Source organism: Lentzea sp. NPDC058436 (assembly GCF_042721515.1).
In the GTDB taxonomy this organism is placed as follows: Bacteria; Actinomycetota; Actinomycetes; order Mycobacteriales; family Pseudonocardiaceae; genus Lentzea.
The window spans coordinates 1-14720 of sequence record NZ_JBHXLF010000013.1; the positions used below are offsets into that span (position 1 = coordinate 1).

Sequence of the window (14720 nt, forward strand, 5' to 3'; positions counted from 1 at the left end):
TCTCTTGTCGTGCCCACAACGCCCCCACCCCTCGCCCCCCCCCCCCCCCCCCTCCTCTGATGCAGCAAGAGCTATGGCGCGACTCGTGATGGGACCCCACCGCCCGGCCAGCTTGCTAAAGACGGCTCGCCTTCGGCATCGCGGCAATCATGCGGCTCGCCTTCGGCATCGCGTTTGATCAGGCGTACCCACATTCGCCCCACCATTCCGCCTGCGCCCGTCCCGGCCACTTCCGACCCGGCTACTCCCGCTCCGCCCCCGCCGCTCCGCCCCCGCCGCTCCGCCCCACCGCGTCTGCGCCCGCCCCGCCCGCCCCCGCCCGCCGTCAGCCTCGCGCCGTGAACATCCCCGTCGCGACGAACCGGAACACCACCACGTCGCCCCGCCGAGCCGTCCCCTCGAACTCCACGAGCCCGAGTTCCGGCCGCTTCTTCGACAGCCGCGCGCTCAGCACCTCCGCCGCGAACGTCAGCGTGTCGCCGGGGTGCACGGGCGCGAGCCACGAGAGTTCGCGGCCTCCCGGCGAGCCCTGCGAGGTTGAGTCGGACAGGACCTCGTCCACCCAACGGCGCATCCAGAGTGAGGCCGTGTACCAACCCGAGGCGGACAAACCGCCGAAAATCGAGTTCTTGCCCGCCTCGTCGTCCAGGTGGAACGGTTGCGGGTCGAACTTCTTCGCGAAGTCCAGCATGTCGTCCCGGTCGACGGTGAGCTCTCCGAGCGGGATGATGCGGCCTGCGGGCAGATCCTCGAAGGCGATCATCTCGTTGATCCTAGTAACTGAATCCGCTGGGAACCGATCTAATGGCAACGGCGTCCTAGAGCCCGAGCCCAGGGCTATGCGTGTGAGGGGGACTCGGTGGACGACCACCGTGCGCAGGTCGCGGAGCTGCTCGCCGACTACCGGCGCAGCCGCGAGCAGTTGGTTTCTGTTCAGCGCGAGCTGGCTGCTGTGTCCGGGCAGGCCTCCAGTCCCGACGGCGTGGTCACCGCGACCGTCGGCTCCGGCGGGAAGCTCACCGGCCTTGAGCTCTCCGAGTTGGCTTATCGGAGGCATCGGCCCGAGCAGTTGGCCGAGTTGATCGTGCGGACTGTTGCCGCTGCCGCCGCTGGTGCGGCCGAAGAGACTTATCAGGCGCTGAGTGCCGTGTTGCCCACTGCCACGGATCCGGAGGCCTTGGTGGCGGGTACCGCCGACCTTCGGCCCGACGAGTACGTGGTGGACGACGACACCGAGACGATCGATCTCGGGCACCAGCCCGTTCGCCGGCGTGCGGACGACGACGAGGACAACGAGCAACGCGAGAGTTGGCTCGACTCCGAGCTCATCAACAGGAGGGTTCGATGACCGGGTACTCGGCCGACCTCGAGCGGCTGGACGCCGGGGCGCGCGAGCTCAAGGGGTTCGCCGGGCAGGCCACCGAGATCGCGGGGGCGCTGGAGCGGGCGCTCTCCGGGTTCGGGGCCTGCTGGGGTGACGACGCCGTCGGGCAGAGTTTCGCCGCCTCGCACGAGAAGCCCGCCGGTGACGCGAGTGGTGCGTTGGCCGGGCTCTCGTCGACGTTGGGGGACGTGGGCGACAGGCTCGCCTCCACGGCGGCGACGTATCGCCACGTCGAGGAGAGCAACGCTTCCGGGATGAGAAGGTTGGACGGCTGACATGGGCATCGAGCTTCCCGCCGAACTCACCGCCATCGCGGCCAAGGCCGGTGTCTCGTGGCCCAAGGCCGACGAGGACGCCATGCGGTCCAGCGCCGTCGCCTGGCGCGAGGCCGGCGACAAGATCAAGAGCCTCGGGACCACGTCCGACGGTGCCGCCGGGCGTGCGCTGGGCGGTGTCACGGGTGCGACCGGTGACGCTGCTCGCGGGCGTTGGGCCAAGGTCGTGGCTCCGGACGGCGACTTCCAGCGCGCCGCACGCGGGTGTCACGCCGCCGCGGACCGGCTCGACCACGCCGCCAAGCAGGTCGGCGCCGCGAAGGTCGAGATCGTCCGCGAGCTCGTGACGCTCGCCAAGAACAACGACGCCGCAACGGCTTCCGCCAACGCCGGCAACCCCAACGCGCTGCTCGGCCTCGACACGCTGACCAAGGGCGCCGCGGCCAACGTCGCGAACCTCCAGAGCACGCTGACGTCCGCGATCAGGCTCGACAGCGGCATCGACATGAGCCACGACTCGCCGCCCGTCAACACCGCGCCCGGTGCCCACGGGCCCGGCGGTGGCAGCGGCGGTGGCCTGCTCGGCCTCGTCGGTGACGTCGTGGCACCGGTGGCGGGCGCTGTCGCTCCCGTCGTCCAGCCCGTCGCCGCCGTGGTCGCCCCGGTGACCGAGGCCGTCGCACCCGTCGTCGGTGCCGTGACCGCTCCGGTCGCTCCCGTCGTCGGCGCCGTGACGGCGCCTCTCGCGCCCGTTGTCGGTGCTGTGACAGAGGTTGCGGCACCCGTCCTCGATGCCGCCGCACCCGTCACCGCGCCCGTCGCGGAAGCCGTGCGGCCGGTCGTCCACGCGGTGCCCGGTGCCCACGAGGTCATCGGCCCGGTGCTCGACGGCCCCGGCCAGAGCGAAGGACAGGGTCGCGGCGAGGGCAAGGGCGGTGCGCTTCCCGGTCTCGTGGCCGACGTCGGCAACGCGGCCGGGCACGTCGTCGCGCCCGTCGCGCAGCCGGTGGCCGACGCGATCCCGAGCGTCCACGGCAGCCTCGGCCCGATCGCCGAGGGCACGACCCAGGCTTCCGCCGCCGTGCTCGACCCGACGCTGGTGCGCGGCGGTGACGTGCACGGCACGACTCCTTCCGCGCCCCAGGCCGCGGCACCCGCCGCCCAGGCCGCTCCCGCCGCCCCGGCGGTGGGTGGTGCTCCGGCCGCCGGTCCGATCGGTGGTGCCGTGGGCGCTGTCGGCGGTGCCGTGGGTAGCGCTATCGGTGGTGTTCCGGCCGCCCAGGTCGGTGCGGTCGCCGGCCAGCAGCCCGCCGCACAGGCCGCGGCCCAGCAGGGACAGCCGGCCCAGGCGCAGCAGGCCCAGCAGGCCGCCAAGACGGACGCGAAGGCCGCGGAGGCGAAGGCCGCGGAACTCAAGGGCGACGCCAAGTCTGGCGAGCTCAAGGGCGACGCCAAGGCTTCCGGCCCGCAGGCCGCGGCCGGCAAGTCCGGCGTTCCCGGCGGTGTGCCGGCCCAGGGGTTGGGTGGCCAGCCCACCCAGTTCGGCGGTCAGGCCACCACCACCCAGCCGGGCCAGGTGCAGAGCCAGACCCACGGCGGCACGCAGGCCGCCTCCCAGGCACAGGGCCCGCAGGTGGCCGCGAAGGACGCCCTGGCCAAGGACCTCGCGAAGGACCTGGCCAAGGACGGCGACGCGCCGCAGGACGGCGACATCGCGACCGTGCAGGACAGCGGTGAGCGCAAGGTCGGCGACACCATCGCGAGCCCGGCCGCTCCGGGTGTCGACCTCGGCACCCCGGTCTCGCACGCCCTGAGCGACCGCCTGGAGAACCGCGAGGCGCAGACCCAGGCCCTGGCGGGCGAGATCCTCGGCCACACCTACACCGCGGCCGCGGCCGGCAGTTGGTTCATGGCGGTCTTCCTGAGCGCGGGACGGGCTCCGCGCCTGGCCCCGAAGCCCGCCCGTCAGCTCCCGCCGCCCCCGCAGGCGGAGGAGCAGGCGGTCCCGAGGTTCGGACCGGACGACCACCCGCAGGCGCTCGACCTGTCGTCCGTCAACGCTTCGCGGCACTCCGAGGGCCTCGGCAAGGACCACCCGGTCGTGCAGGAGCTCCTCGACGGCCACGACCCGCTCGCGGGCATGCACGAACGCGACTGGGAAGGCCTGTTCCAGCACGAGGACGGCACCCCGCGCTGGCCGCTCGAACGCGAGGGCGGCTACGAGGACAGCCAGCCGGAGATGCTGGGCGAGGGCGCCGAGCTCGACAGGTTCGGCACCCCCGAGGGCCGCGTCCTGCACGCGGCGGGCACCCCGTTCGCGCAGCGCTCCCTGCCGCCCCAGTCGGCAGGTGAGGGCTACCGGCGCTACCGGGTCGAGAAGGACCTGCCCGTGCACCGCACGATCAGCGCGCCCTGGTTCGGCCAGCCCGGCGGGGCCAGCCGCTACCGCACCACCTACCCCGTCGCGGACCTCGTCGCGCTCGGCTACCTCACGGAGATCACGGCATGAACGTCGAACAGCTGCCCGAGTGGCTGACCAGGATCGGCGTTCCTGACGACGTCGTCAGTCTCGGCGAGGAGACGGACCAGCGCTGGTGTCTGCTCGCCGACGAGACGGGCTACGAGGTGTTCTGGCAGGAGCAGGGCAACCGCTACGACTGGGCCAGGTTCAACGACGAGAGCGTGGCGTGCCACTACCTCTTCGGCCGTCTCGCCTGGGCCCAGGTCGCGCGCGGAAGTCTCACCGTGCCAACAGCTTGAGGGCTTCCTCGTGCAGGTGGCCGTTCGACGTCAGCACACTGCCGCCGTCGTAGCGCTCCTCGCCGTCCAGTGAGGTGAAACGGCCACCTGCCTCGGTCACCAGGACCTGGAACGGGGCGATGTCCCACGGGTTCGCGACGCACTCGGGAGCCAGGTCGATCGCGCCCTCGGCGACGAGGCAGTGCTGGTAGAAGTCGCCGAACGCGCGGCTCTCCCAGGTCGCGTCGACGAGTCGCAGATATGCCTCGCGAGAGTGGTACGTCACCCACGACTTGATGTCCGTTGTGGACACATAGGCGTCTTCGAGAGAACGCACACCCGACACGGAGATGGCGCGCTCACCGGAGGCGTCCGACGCGAACGCGCCACCGCCGGCAGCAGCCCACCAACGGCGGCCCAGCGCGGGCGACGACACGACGCCCACGACCGGAACGCCGTCCTCGACCAGGGCGATCAACGTCGCCCAGATCGGCACACCGCGCAGGAAGTTCTTCGTGCCGTCGATCGGGTCGAGCACCCAGACGCGTGAGGCGTCCAGCGTGCCGCCGCGCTCCTCGCCCATGATCACGTCGTCGGGGCGTTCGGAGGACAGCACCGAACGGATCGCGTCCTCCACCGCGACGTCGGCATCGGTGACGGGCGTGCGGTCCGGCTTGCGTTCTACGGCGAGGTCGTGGGCGCGGAACCGGGCGGCGGTGATGGCGTCGGCGGCGTCGGCGAGGCGGAGGGCGAGTTCGAGATCAGCATCGTGGCGTGACACGCGGCGATCGTTCCACGAATACCCTGGGGCCCGTGAGCGTGGTGTTGCTGGCCGAGGACGATCCGGCCATCGCCGAACCCCTCTCCCGCGCGTTGACGCGGGAGGGCTATTCGGTGCAGGTCGTCGGGGACGGGCCGAGTGCGTACGAAGCCGCCATCGCCGGGGGCATCGATCTCCTGGTGCTGGACCTCGGCCTGCCGGGCATGGACGGTCTGGAGGTGTGCCGCCGGCTCCGGCAGAGCGGCAGGGGCGTGCCCGTGCTGATGCTCACCGCGCGCGCCGACGAGGTCGACTTCGTCGTCGGGCTCGACGCGGGCGCGGACGACTACGTCGCGAAGCCGTTCCGGCTGGCCGAGCTGATGGCCCGCATCCGGGCACTGCTGCGCCGCCGCGCTCCGGGAACGTTGGAGGTCAACGGCGTGCGCGTCGACCTGGCCGCCCGCCGGGTCACGGTCGACGGCGGCGAGATCCAGCTCGCGAACAAGGAGTTCGAGCTGCTCAAGGTGCTGATCCAGCGCGCGGGGCAGGTCGTGAGCCGTGACGAGATCCTGTCCGAGGTCTGGAACGACCCGGACCTGAAGGGCAGCAAGACGCTCGACATGCACATGTCGTGGCTGCGCAGGAAGCTCAGCGACGGCACCCCGAACTCCGCCGAGAAGCGCATCGCGACCGTGCGCGGCCGCGGCTTCCGCTTCAACGCCGACTGATGCGCCGCCGGATCCTGCGGGCCATCCTGCTCGCCGTCGCGGTCACCGGGTTCGTGCTCGGCCTGCCGCTCGGGTACTCGGCTCTGACGCTGGTCGAGGACACAGCCCGCGGCGACCTGAACGAGAGCGCCCAGCGCATCGCGACGGAGCTCGACGACCAGCTCGCCAAGCAGCAGCCGCTCGACATCGAACAGGTGCGCGTCGCCATACCGACCGACGGCCGCCTCACGATCATCTCGGCGGGCACCAGCAAGGCCACGGGACCGTCACCGGGCGACGACCCGCTGACCGTCGAGCTGCCGATCGCCCAGGAGGGCACGGTCCGGCTGGAGATCCCCTCCGGGCCGATGCACACGCAGCAGTACCAGGTGACCGGTCTCGTGCTGCTCCTGCTCGCGGTCTCCGTCGGCACCGGCACCATCGTCGCCCTCGTGACGGCGCAAACGCTTGCCAAACCGCTGGGCCACGTGGCCGCCCGCGCGTCGCGCCTGGGCGCCGGCGACTTCCGCGCCGACGAGCAGCGCTACAACATCCAGGAGCTCGACGCGGTCTCCGACGCCCTGGACACGTCGGCGACGGCTCTCGCCCGGCTCGTCCAGCGCGAACGCGAACTGGTCGGCGACGTCTCCCACCAGCTCCGCAGCCGCCTCACGGCCCTGCAACTGCGCCTGGAGGCCCTCGCCGAGCACCCCGAACCCGACACGGCCGCCGAGGCCCGCGCGGCACTGGAACAGGCCGAACGCCTCGCCGCCGTCCTCGACGAGCTCCTCGCCGCCGCCCGCGCGGCCAGGGCGGTCGGCGCCGAACCGCTGGAGATGCGGCCCGCGCTGACCGCCATCGCCGACGAGTGGCGCGAACAGGTCAAGAGCCAGGGCAGGGCGTTGCGCGTCCGAGTCCCGGACGGCCTGCTGGCCCGCGCCACCCCCGCACGTCTCCGCGAGGCCATCGGGGTGCTGCTGGACAACGCGCTGCGGCACGGCGAGGGCTCCGTCGTCGTCTCCGCACGCGGTGAGGACGGCACGATCGTCGTCGAGGTCAGCGACGGCGGCGCCGGCGTGCCCGACGACCTCGCGGCGCACATCTTCGAGCGCGGCGTCTCCGGCGGCGGCTCGACGGGTGTGGGGCTGGCGCTCGCGCGGGCGCTGGTCGACGCGGACGGCGGCAGGCTGGAGCTGTCGACGGCCCGGCCGGCGACGTTCGCCGTGTTCCTGCCGGTGCCGAAGGCGCAGGACGTGGTGGGGATCCCCTGGAAGGCGCCGGGCACACCCCGTTAGGAGTGGCCGAGCTCCTTCTCGTCTTCGACCGACCGCTTCGCCCGCGCGTTCTCCTCGGGGAACACCCAGTTCTTGTACCCGTACCAGCGGAACGCCATCGCGATGAGCGTGCCGACGATCTGCGCGCTCAGGAAGTCCGAGATCTCCTCGGTGAGCCTCGACACGTGCGGCTCCTGGAGGTGGAACGCGTACCGCGACACCCACAGCGGCGCCGAGTTCAGCACGATGCCGATGCCGTTGACCAGGAAGAAGAGCAACGCCTCGTGGTGACGCTCACGGCCGCCGCGCGTGCGGAACGACCACTCCCTGTTGAGGATGTACGACACGATCGTGGCGACCAGGGTCGCGATGATCTTCGCCGTCACCGGGTTGTTCGGCAGGACCACGGTCTTGATCCCGAAGAACAGGACCGTGTCGATCACGAAGCAGGTGCCCCCGACCAGGGCGAACTTGACTAGTTCACGATGCTTCAGCGCGATCGACCGGATCGGCTCCGGAAACCGCGAGATCACTGTTTCGCCTAGGGACACGGGGCGAGTCTACGGAGATCGGGTGAACGCGGCGGTCCGGACGCGCGTCGGCGTCCGGGAACACCCAGCGGCGCATCGCCCAGAACTTGAACCCGGTGGCGAGCAGCATGCCGATGATCGAGCCGGACACGAAGTCCGCGACCTCTTCGGTCAGCGCCGAGACGAACGGGGCCTGCAGGCCGAACAGGTGTCGCGACAGCCACAGCGGCAGGATGTTGATGCCCACGCCCAGGCCGCTGACGAGGAAGAACAGAGCCGCCTCGTGGTGGCGTTCACGGCCGCCGCGAGTGTGGAACGACCATTCGCGCGACAGCACGTACGAGGCGATGATCGCCACCAGCACGCCGATGACCTTCGCCGTGACGACCTTGTCGGTCAGCACGGTGAGCTTCAGCGCGTACCAGACACCGTTGTCGATGAGGAACGTCGTGCCTCCGACCAGGGCGAACCTGATCATCTCGCGGTGCTTGTGCAGCAGGAACTGGAGCGGTTCCGGCATCCGGCTCATGGCACGGCGAACGACTGGCAGCACCGCGCCAGCTTACGGATCAAGGTAACGACGCCCGTCTCCGGGTGTTACATTCCGCCACGCAAAGGCACATGACCTGCACGTTCAGTGACGATCAAAGATCAACTTTTGATCAACTCCGCAGCGGTTCGCAGCCGGGCCAGCCGATGATGCCGCCGATCAGGCCCGGAAGCAGGCCGTGCGGAGGTTCGCACGGCTCCGACCGCGTGGGCGGTGTGCTCGACGGCGGCAGCGTCTCGGACGGGGTCGGCAGCGTCGGTACCGAGGGCACCGTCGGCACCGTGTTCGACGGCACGGTCACCGTCGGCTCCGTGGGCCGCGTCGGTTCGGTCGGCACGGTGACGGTCGGCGTGGTCGGCTTCGTCGTCCCGGTCGGTTCCGTCGGTTTCGTGGGCTGCGTCGTCGTGGTCGTCGGCGGGACCGTGGTGGTCGTCGGCGGGTTCGGCGGTTCTTCGCCGGGCGGCTCCGGCCAGGCCTTGATCGGCACGGTCACGGACTTCGTCGCGTTGCCGAGCGTCGCCGTGACGGTGATGTCCCCACCGCGGTGGCCGAACGCGTAGACCGACATCCGGAACCGGCCGGCCTTCTCCAGGTCGGTGACGCAGCGCAGCGTCCTGCCCGTCGGGGTGCACTCGCGGTACGGCGTGTAGAGGACGAGGTTCTCCGACGTCGAGATGTCCAGCTTCAACGTCCCGGCGCGCGGGCCGGTGTTGCGCACCTCGACGTCCGCGCGCGGGTCCCAGAAGACCTGGTCCTGCCACGTCTTCACGAACAGTTCGAGGTCGTCGTACACGGGCGGCACGTTGACCGCGACGCTGACGTTGACCGAGATCGCCGTGCCCGCGCTGATGACACCGGTGATCGTGCCGGGCACGGCGGTGTCGGTCGCTCGCAGCAGGAAGTGGAACGTCGCGCGGCCGCCGGGCGCGATGCCCTGCGGCGTCACGCACGTGATCGTGCCGGTGCCCGCGGGGCAGTTGACGGTCTGCTCGGCCGAGCCGCCGTCGGGCTGCAGCAGGCGCGCGCCGCCGAACGACGCGGGGCCGCCGGTCGACACCACGCCCGGCGGCAGGTTCAGCACCATGCTCGCGGGCGGTGCCGCCGTGCCACCGCTGTTCAGGATGGTGATCGGGAAGTCCTTGGGCTCCTCGCCCGGCGTCAGCGTGTACCCGCTCGGCGTGGTCGGCGTGAGCGACGGCGGTGTGGGCGCGGGCGGTTCCGGAGCAGGGGGTTCCGGGGCGGGCTCGGGAGCGGGCGGAGGCGCGGGAACCGGCGAGGGCGGCGGTTCCTCGGTCGTCGGCGGTTCCGTCGTCGGAGCGGGGGTCGGGGCGGGCGGAACGGGAGCCGGCGGCACCGGGCGTGGCGGCTGGACCTGGGTCTGCGCGGGAGGGGGCTGGACGGCCTGGACCACGGGCGCCTGCTGTTCGCCACCGGCCGCGGCCAGCGCGACCACGACGGCCGCGGCCACCGCGGCGGCGGAACCACCGACCGTGACGAGCTGGCGGGGGATCGCGGCACCGACGGCGCCCGCACCACCCGCGGCCGCTCCCGCGCCGACGACGGCCGTGGTCGTACCGGCCGCCACCAGGTACGTCGTCGCTCCGATGCCCAGCACGAGCGGGGCGACGAAGATCCGCAGCGCGCCGTTGACGTCCGCGAGCTCGGCGGCCAGCGCACGGCACCGGCCGCACTCGTCGAGGTGCGCCTCGACCTGGGTCGCCTCGCGCTTGGACAGGCCCGCGCGGGTCCAGGCGCCGAGCCGGTCGACGGTCGCCTTGCAGCGCTCCGCCTCCGTGTCGGCCAGGTGCATCTGCAGGTACTGCTGCTTGAGGCCCTCGCGGGCGCGGTAGGCGAGCGCGGACACGCCGTTGGCCGTCAGCCCGAGCAGCGGGGCGACCTCGGCGGGCGACTGGCCCTCGATCTCGGTGTGCCAGAGCACCATCTGCCAGCGTTCGGGCAGCGCGGCGAACGCGCGGGCGGCCATGGACTTCTCGAGCCCGGCCACGGCGGTGTCGCTGAACGCGACCGGCGGCGCGACGTCGGTCATGTCCTCGGTGAGGTCGACCTTCTTGTCGCGGCGGGTCTTGTCGTACGCGGTGTGGCGCAGCGCCGTCAGCAGGTAGGCGCGGAACGCCGAGTCGGGGCCGCGGCCCGCACGCAGCGTGTCCAGCACCTTGGCGAACGCCTCGGAGACGAGGTCGTCGGCCTCGGCCTGGGACCGGGCCAGCTGGCGGGCGAGGTTGTAGGCCGCCGAGACGTGGCGTTCGTACAACTTGCCGTAGGCGTCGATGGTCCCGCCGCGTACGGACTCGATGAGTTCCGCGTCGCTGGGTCCCTGGACGTCTGCAGGAACGATAGCCACGATCTTCGTTTCCCTCCCTAGCGGCACTCAGTGTGACTTACGGCCTGTCGGGGAGTCATCTCAATCCCCCGCGCGGGTTGCGTCACGAATCAGCGACGGGTGCGTCTCCCACCTGGAATCGGGTGAACTGGAGGGAGACCGGGTGGGTGTCGCACAAGCGGAACGCCTCCTGAAGTCGAGGTGGCGGACCGCCACCATGGCCGCAGGCTGGGCGTTCCCCGCAGACTGGCCCCTCGTCGAGGTCGACGAGGTGTGCGCGGCGATGCTCGAGAACGCCGACCCCGGCGACGCGCTGGTCCGGCTGGGCCGCGCCCGCGCCGAGGCCGGAGCGGGCCTGAGCGAGACGCTGCTGGACCTCGCCGCGCTGCACGCCGTGCTGACCGACGCGTCGCACATCGTGTCGCCGGACGTCGACGCGCTCCCGTCCCGGATGCTGCGCATGACGGCCCTGGGCTGGGCGGACGTGGTGACGAAGCAGGCGGGCGAGTGCGCGGCCGAGGACCCGCTGACCGGGCTGGCGACCGCCGCCTACCTGAGAACACGATTGGGTGAGGTCTACCGGGAGACCCCGGTCGCGCCTCTTGAGTACGCGCTCGTGATGCTGCGGCTCGACGTGCACCGCGCCTCGGGCTGGTCCCGCGTCGTCGCGATGACCTTGGCGTCCGACGCGCTGCGCGCCGTGTTCGACGGCGGCGAGACGCTGGCGTCGCTCGGGCCGTGCGTGGCCGCGGTGCTGGTGCGCCGGGACGAGCTGCTGGCGCGAAGAGTCTCGAACCTCCGGGTCCTGGCGGCCGACCGGCTCGCCGACGACCCCCACGTCCGGCCGGTCGGACCCGCCGAGGTCTGGGTCGAGCGGCTGCCGGACACGCACGCGCAGGCGCGTGCGCTCCTCACCTCGCTCGGGCGCTGAACCCCCTGTCCCGCGCCCGGCGTTCTCCCCGCGTCCCCACCGGGGTGCTTCCCAACGCCCGCAGAAGTGTTCTATTGTCCTAGATAACTAGAACAATCTGGGGAGCGTGCGTGGTCGAGTTCCACGTTGACCGCGGCAGCGGCTATCCCCCGTACCTGCAGATAGGACAGCAGGTCAGGGAGGCCCTGAGGCTCGGCTGGTTGCAGCCGGGCGATCGGCTGCCGACGGTGCGCGACGTCGTCGCCATGAGCGGCGTGAACGCGAACACCGTGCTGAAGGCCTACCGCGAGCTGGAGCTCGCCGGCCTCGTCGAAGCCCGTCAGGGCTCCGGCACCTTCGTCAAGGCCTCCTTGGGGTCCGCCGCCCCCGAGGACCTGGACCCGTTGCGCGAGGGACTCGCCAAGTGGGTCGCGGAGGCACGCTCCGCCGGGTTGGAGGACGAGGACATCTACGCGCTGCTGCGCGAAGTGCTGAGTGGGGGAGCGCAATGAGCGTCGTTGCGGCCGAAATGTCGAAGTGGGCGGTGCGGAACGTCTCCTTCGAACTGCCGCCGGGCAGCGTCACGGCGATGGTGGGAGCCAACGGCTCCGGCAAGTCGACGCTGCTCAACGTGCTGGCCGGGCACCTGCCGCCGGAGACGGGGCACGCGTCGATCGCGGGCCGCGTGGCGTACGTGCCGCAGCACAAGCCGATGTACAGGTCGTTCAAGGTCGCGGACGTGCTGGAGTTCGGCCGCCGCATGAACGAGGTCTGGGACGGTGAGCGCGCCGACGAGTGGCTCACCAGGTTCAAGATCCCGCGCAGGCTTCAGATCGGCGACCTGTCCGGAGGTCAGCGCACGCACGTGACGCTGGCACTGGCACTGGGTTCGCGGCCGGACGTGCTGCTGCTGGACGAGCCGTTGGCCGAGCTGGATCCGTTGGCACGGCACAGGGTCATGCGGGAGCTGCTCACCGAGGTGAACGACAACGGCATGACGCTGGTGTTCTCCACGCACGTCGTGGCGGAGATCGGCGGAGTCGCTGACCGGTTGCTGCTGCTGTCGAACGGGCGGCTGCTCGTGGACGGCGATACGGACGACCTGCTGGAGCAGCACGTCCTCTACACAGGCCCGCACGCCTCGAAATCACCCGTGGAGGGACCCGTGGTGCTGGCGAAGCACGGCCAGTCGCAGTCGTCGTACCTCGTGCGTTCCGGCGGCGTCCGCGTCGACGAGCCGTGGACCGCCCGGTACGTGACGCTGGAAGAGCTGGTCGTGGCCCACCTGGAGCGTGCGGCGTGAACCTGAACACGACCATCTGGCTGACGTGGCGCCAGCACCGCTGGGCCGTCCTCGGCGTCGCCGCCGTAACGCTGGTCGCGGCGTTCGCCCTCATCACCGCGGAGGTGGACCAGGGGTTCGTCAGGAACTCGATGCCGATCACCGGGTTCTACGGGCTCATCGTGCAACTCGGGTTCGGTGCGCTGATCGGCATGTTCTGGGGAGCCCCGCTGCTCGCCAAGGAACTGGAGGACCGCACCTACTTCGTGGCCTGGGGCCAGGACGTCACGCCCGTGAAGTGGTTGCGCGGCAAGGTGCTCGTCCTCGGCGTCCTGGCCGCCCTGCTGGGGGCGGTGGTCGGCGCGGGCGACGGGTACGTGGGCTCGTCGAGCCAGTGGTCGAGCTTCGAGGCCGACCCGCTCGTGCAGGCCGGCTACGGGGTCCTGGGCCTCGCCGTGGGCGTGCTGGCCGGTCTGCTGACCCGGCACGTCGTCACGGCGATCGCGGCGACCTTGGTGTTCTTCACGCTCCTGCGCGTCCTACTGGCCATGTGGGTGCGCGACTACTACTTCCCGCCACAGCGCGTGATCGCCCGCTGGGCGAGCACCCCGGTCGTGCCGGAACGCAGCCTCGAACTCCCCGGCGGCTTCGTCGGTCAGGACCTCGAACCGGTGCCCTCGCGGGGCGACTGCGTGAGCGCGATCAACGAGAGCAGCTGCATGCGCCGCGCGAACGCCGCGGTCGGCACCTACGTCGACTACCAGCCGATCGAGCGGCTCACGGCGTTCCGGATCATCGAGTTCGTCGTGTGCCTGCTGCTCGCGGCCGCGGTGCTCTGGGTGGCGTTCCGGCTGCTGCGCAACGGTGGTGGGTGGAAGCCTTCGCGGTCCCACCGGCGCATCGGTGTCGCGGTGGCTCCGGCGTCCGGGCTGGCCGTCGGGGGTGCGGCGGCCGCAGACTCCGCTGCCGAGCCTGCTGCCGAGTCCGGGGCTGAGTCCACCGTCGGGGCTGTGGCGGTGCTCGTCGCCGAGGCCGAGTCGGAGCCTGAACCCGAAGCCGAGCCCAAGCCCGAGCCTGAACCCGAAGCTGGGCCCGAGCCCGAGCCCGAGCCCGAGCCCGAGCCCGAATCTGAGCCCGAGCCCGAGGTGCCCGACCCCGATCACAACACCCCGGACACCGCCGCAGACAAGGCGGACGGGTAGCGAGGCCGGAACCCGAGTTCCCGCTGCACCCGCTCGGTGGACACGATCCCGTGCCACGGGTCGAACTCCTGCTGAACGGCCTCACCTGGGGGTAGGCCGTTCAGCAGGTGCAGTTCCACCGCCGTGACCGGGCTGTCGTCGGCGATGTTGAAGACCCCGTCCGCCCCGGCCTCCAGCACCTTCAGCACCCCCTGTGCCACGTCCTCGTGGTGCACCACGTGCAACCGCTGGTGGCCGGGCCAGGTCGAGGCCCACCTCACGGACTCCCCGAGGTGCGGATCACCCTCGCCGTAGACGAACCCCAGCCGCAGGACCGCCGCCGGCCGGGTGTCGAGAACGGCCTGCTCTCCCAGGGCCTTGGTGCGCGGGTAGTCGCCGTACGCCGAGTCGGGCCCTGCGGGATCCGTCTCGACGGCGGGCCTGCCCAACCCCTTGGGGTACACCAGGTTCGTGCTGATGTGGACGAACAACGGCACCTTCACAGCGGCCTCCGCGAGCGACCGGGTGCCGTGGACGTTCACCCCTTCGAAGTCGGTGCTCGTGCGCAACGCGGCCGCGGCGTGGACCACGGCGTCCACGCCGTCGACCAGTTCCTCGACGGCCTGGGCGTCCTCCAGCCGCCCGGCCAGCACGCGCACGTCGTGACCCTGCTCCCGGAGCCTCGGGAGAAGCCTGCTGCCGACCCGTCCGGTCGACCCCGTCATCGCGATCTTCATGCGGTCCAGCGTCTGCTCGCGCTCCCGGGACAGCCAGGGACAGTTGATAC

The 14720-nt window shown here is 71.5% G+C and carries 16 protein-coding genes; 10 read left to right on the plus strand and 6 right to left on the minus strand.

The features are described 5' to 3' along the window. Window positions 1–325: 325 nt before the first annotated feature. Window positions 326–763: a MaoC family dehydratase gene (locus ACFWN2_RS32700; protein WP_382434075.1), complete on the minus strand. Its 438-nt coding sequence runs from the start codon at window positions 761–763 to the stop codon at window positions 326–328. Between the two features lie 96 nt (window positions 764–859). Here ACFWN2_RS32700 and ACFWN2_RS32705 point away from each other — a divergent pair, with 96 nt between their 5' ends. Genes ACFWN2_RS32705 through ACFWN2_RS32720 form a run of 4 tightly spaced genes read left to right on the plus strand, consistent with a single transcriptional unit; the run spans window position 860 to window position 4419 of the window. Continuing rightward, window positions 860–1348 carry a YbaB/EbfC family nucleoid-associated protein gene (locus ACFWN2_RS32705; RefSeq protein WP_382434077.1) on the plus strand — a complete coding sequence of 163 codons (489 nt, stop codon included), beginning with the start codon at window positions 860–862 and terminating at the stop codon, window positions 1346–1348. Continuing rightward, window positions 1345–1659, plus strand: a complete 315-nt coding sequence (locus ACFWN2_RS32710) for a WXG100 family type VII secretion target (protein WP_382434079.1) — start codon at window positions 1345–1347, stop codon at window positions 1657–1659. The genes ACFWN2_RS32705 and ACFWN2_RS32710 overlap by 4 nt, the downstream gene beginning before the upstream one ends. Before the next feature lies 1 nt (window position 1660). Continuing rightward, window positions 1661–4168, plus strand: coding sequence for a TNT domain-containing protein (locus ACFWN2_RS32715; protein ID WP_382434081.1), 2508 nt, complete (start codon window positions 1661–1663; stop codon window positions 4166–4168). Then, window positions 4165–4419, plus strand: coding sequence for a hypothetical protein (locus tag ACFWN2_RS32720; protein WP_382434083.1), 255 nt, complete (start codon window positions 4165–4167; stop codon window positions 4417–4419). The genes ACFWN2_RS32715 and ACFWN2_RS32720 overlap by 4 nt, the downstream gene beginning before the upstream one ends. Here ACFWN2_RS32720 and hisN read toward each other — a convergent pair. Next, window positions 4400–5179, minus strand: a complete 780-nt coding sequence (gene hisN / locus ACFWN2_RS32725; RefSeq protein WP_382434085.1) for a histidinol-phosphatase — start codon at window positions 5177–5179, stop codon at window positions 4400–4402. The genes ACFWN2_RS32720 and hisN overlap by 20 nt on opposite strands. Window positions 5180–5211: 32 nt before the next feature. On the opposite strand from hisN, the gene ACFWN2_RS32730 reads away from it, so the two are divergent. Both ACFWN2_RS32730 and ACFWN2_RS32735 read left to right on the plus strand, forming a co-directional pair. Then, window positions 5212–5886 carry a response regulator transcription factor gene (locus ACFWN2_RS32730; RefSeq protein ID WP_382434087.1) on the plus strand — a complete coding sequence of 225 codons (675 nt, stop codon included), beginning with the start codon at window positions 5212–5214 and terminating at the stop codon, window positions 5884–5886. Beyond that, window positions 5886–7160: an ATP-binding protein gene (locus ACFWN2_RS32735; RefSeq protein WP_382434089.1), complete on the plus strand. Its 1275-nt coding sequence runs from the start codon at window positions 5886–5888 to the stop codon at window positions 7158–7160. The genes ACFWN2_RS32730 and ACFWN2_RS32735 overlap by 1 nt, the downstream gene beginning before the upstream one ends. Here the strand turns inward: ACFWN2_RS32735 and ACFWN2_RS32740 are convergent. The 3 genes from ACFWN2_RS32740 to ACFWN2_RS32750 form a co-directional block, all read right to left on the minus strand. After that, the gene (locus ACFWN2_RS32740; RefSeq protein WP_382434091.1) at window positions 7157–7690 is read right to left on the minus strand and encodes a GtrA family protein; all 534 of its coding nucleotides are present in this window, start codon (window positions 7688–7690) and stop codon (window positions 7157–7159) included. The genes ACFWN2_RS32735 and ACFWN2_RS32740 overlap by 4 nt on opposite strands. Further along, a complete protein-coding gene (locus tag ACFWN2_RS32745) occupies window positions 7620–8219 on the minus strand; it encodes a GtrA family protein (protein WP_382434314.1) in 600 nt (199 codons plus the stop codon). The genes ACFWN2_RS32740 and ACFWN2_RS32745 overlap by 71 nt, the downstream gene beginning before the upstream one ends. A gap of 112 nt (window positions 8220–8331) precedes the next feature. Continuing rightward, complete coding sequence (locus ACFWN2_RS32750; RefSeq protein WP_382434093.1) at window positions 8332–10581, minus strand: sigma-70 family RNA polymerase sigma factor; 2250 nt, start codon at window positions 10579–10581, stop codon at window positions 8332–8334. Between the two features lie 142 nt (window positions 10582–10723). Between ACFWN2_RS32750 and ACFWN2_RS32755 the strand changes: the two genes are divergently transcribed. The 4 genes from ACFWN2_RS32755 (at window position 10724) to ACFWN2_RS32770 (ending at window position 13954) form a co-directional block, all read left to right on the plus strand. Beyond that, window positions 10724–11491: a GGDEF domain-containing protein gene (locus tag ACFWN2_RS32755; RefSeq protein WP_382434095.1), complete on the plus strand. Its 768-nt coding sequence runs from the start codon at window positions 10724–10726 to the stop codon at window positions 11489–11491. A gap of 110 nt (window positions 11492–11601) precedes the next feature. After that, on the plus strand, window positions 11602–11982 hold the full coding sequence (locus ACFWN2_RS32760) for a GntR family transcriptional regulator (protein ID WP_382434097.1): 381 nt from the start codon (window positions 11602–11604) through the stop codon (window positions 11980–11982). After that, window positions 11979–12773, plus strand: coding sequence for an ATP-binding cassette domain-containing protein (locus ACFWN2_RS32765; protein ID WP_382434099.1), 795 nt, complete (start codon window positions 11979–11981; stop codon window positions 12771–12773). The genes ACFWN2_RS32760 and ACFWN2_RS32765 overlap by 4 nt, the downstream gene beginning before the upstream one ends. Beyond that, a complete protein-coding gene (locus ACFWN2_RS32770) occupies window positions 12770–13954 on the plus strand; it encodes a hypothetical protein (RefSeq protein ID WP_382434101.1) in 1185 nt (394 codons plus the stop codon). The genes ACFWN2_RS32765 and ACFWN2_RS32770 overlap by 4 nt, the downstream gene beginning before the upstream one ends. Here ACFWN2_RS32770 and ACFWN2_RS32775 read toward each other — a convergent pair. Beyond that, window positions 13912–14670 (minus strand): NAD-dependent epimerase/dehydratase family protein, encoded by a 759-nt coding sequence (locus ACFWN2_RS32775; RefSeq protein ID WP_382434103.1) that lies wholly within the window; start codon window positions 14668–14670, stop codon window positions 13912–13914. The two genes, ACFWN2_RS32770 and ACFWN2_RS32775, sit on opposite strands and share 43 nt — an antisense overlap. Between the last annotated feature and the right edge of the window lie 50 nt (window positions 14671–14720).

Bases quoted from the DNA above. Each gene is read 5' to 3' on its own strand.
- ACFWN2_RS32700 (WP_382434075.1), bottom strand. From the start codon at position 763: ATGATCGCCTTCGAGGATCTGCCCGCAGGCCGCATCATCCCGCTCGGA.
- ACFWN2_RS32775 (WP_382434103.1), bottom strand. From the start codon at position 14,670: ATGAAGATCGCGATGACGGGGTCGACCGGACGGGTCGGCAGCAGGCTT.
- ACFWN2_RS32765 (WP_382434099.1), top strand. From the start codon at position 11,979: ATGAGCGTCGTTGCGGCCGAAATGTCGAAGTGGGCGGTGCGGAACGTC.
- ACFWN2_RS32715 (WP_382434081.1), top strand. From the start codon at position 1,661: ATGGGCATCGAGCTTCCCGCCGAACTCACCGCCATCGCGGCCAAGGCC.
- ACFWN2_RS32720 (WP_382434083.1), top strand. From the start codon at position 4,165: ATGAACGTCGAACAGCTGCCCGAGTGGCTGACCAGGATCGGCGTTCCT.
- ACFWN2_RS32735 (WP_382434089.1), top strand. From the start codon at position 5,886: ATGCGCCGCCGGATCCTGCGGGCCATCCTGCTCGCCGTCGCGGTCACC.
- ACFWN2_RS32710 (WP_382434079.1), top strand. From the start codon at position 1,345: ATGACCGGGTACTCGGCCGACCTCGAGCGGCTGGACGCCGGGGCGCGC.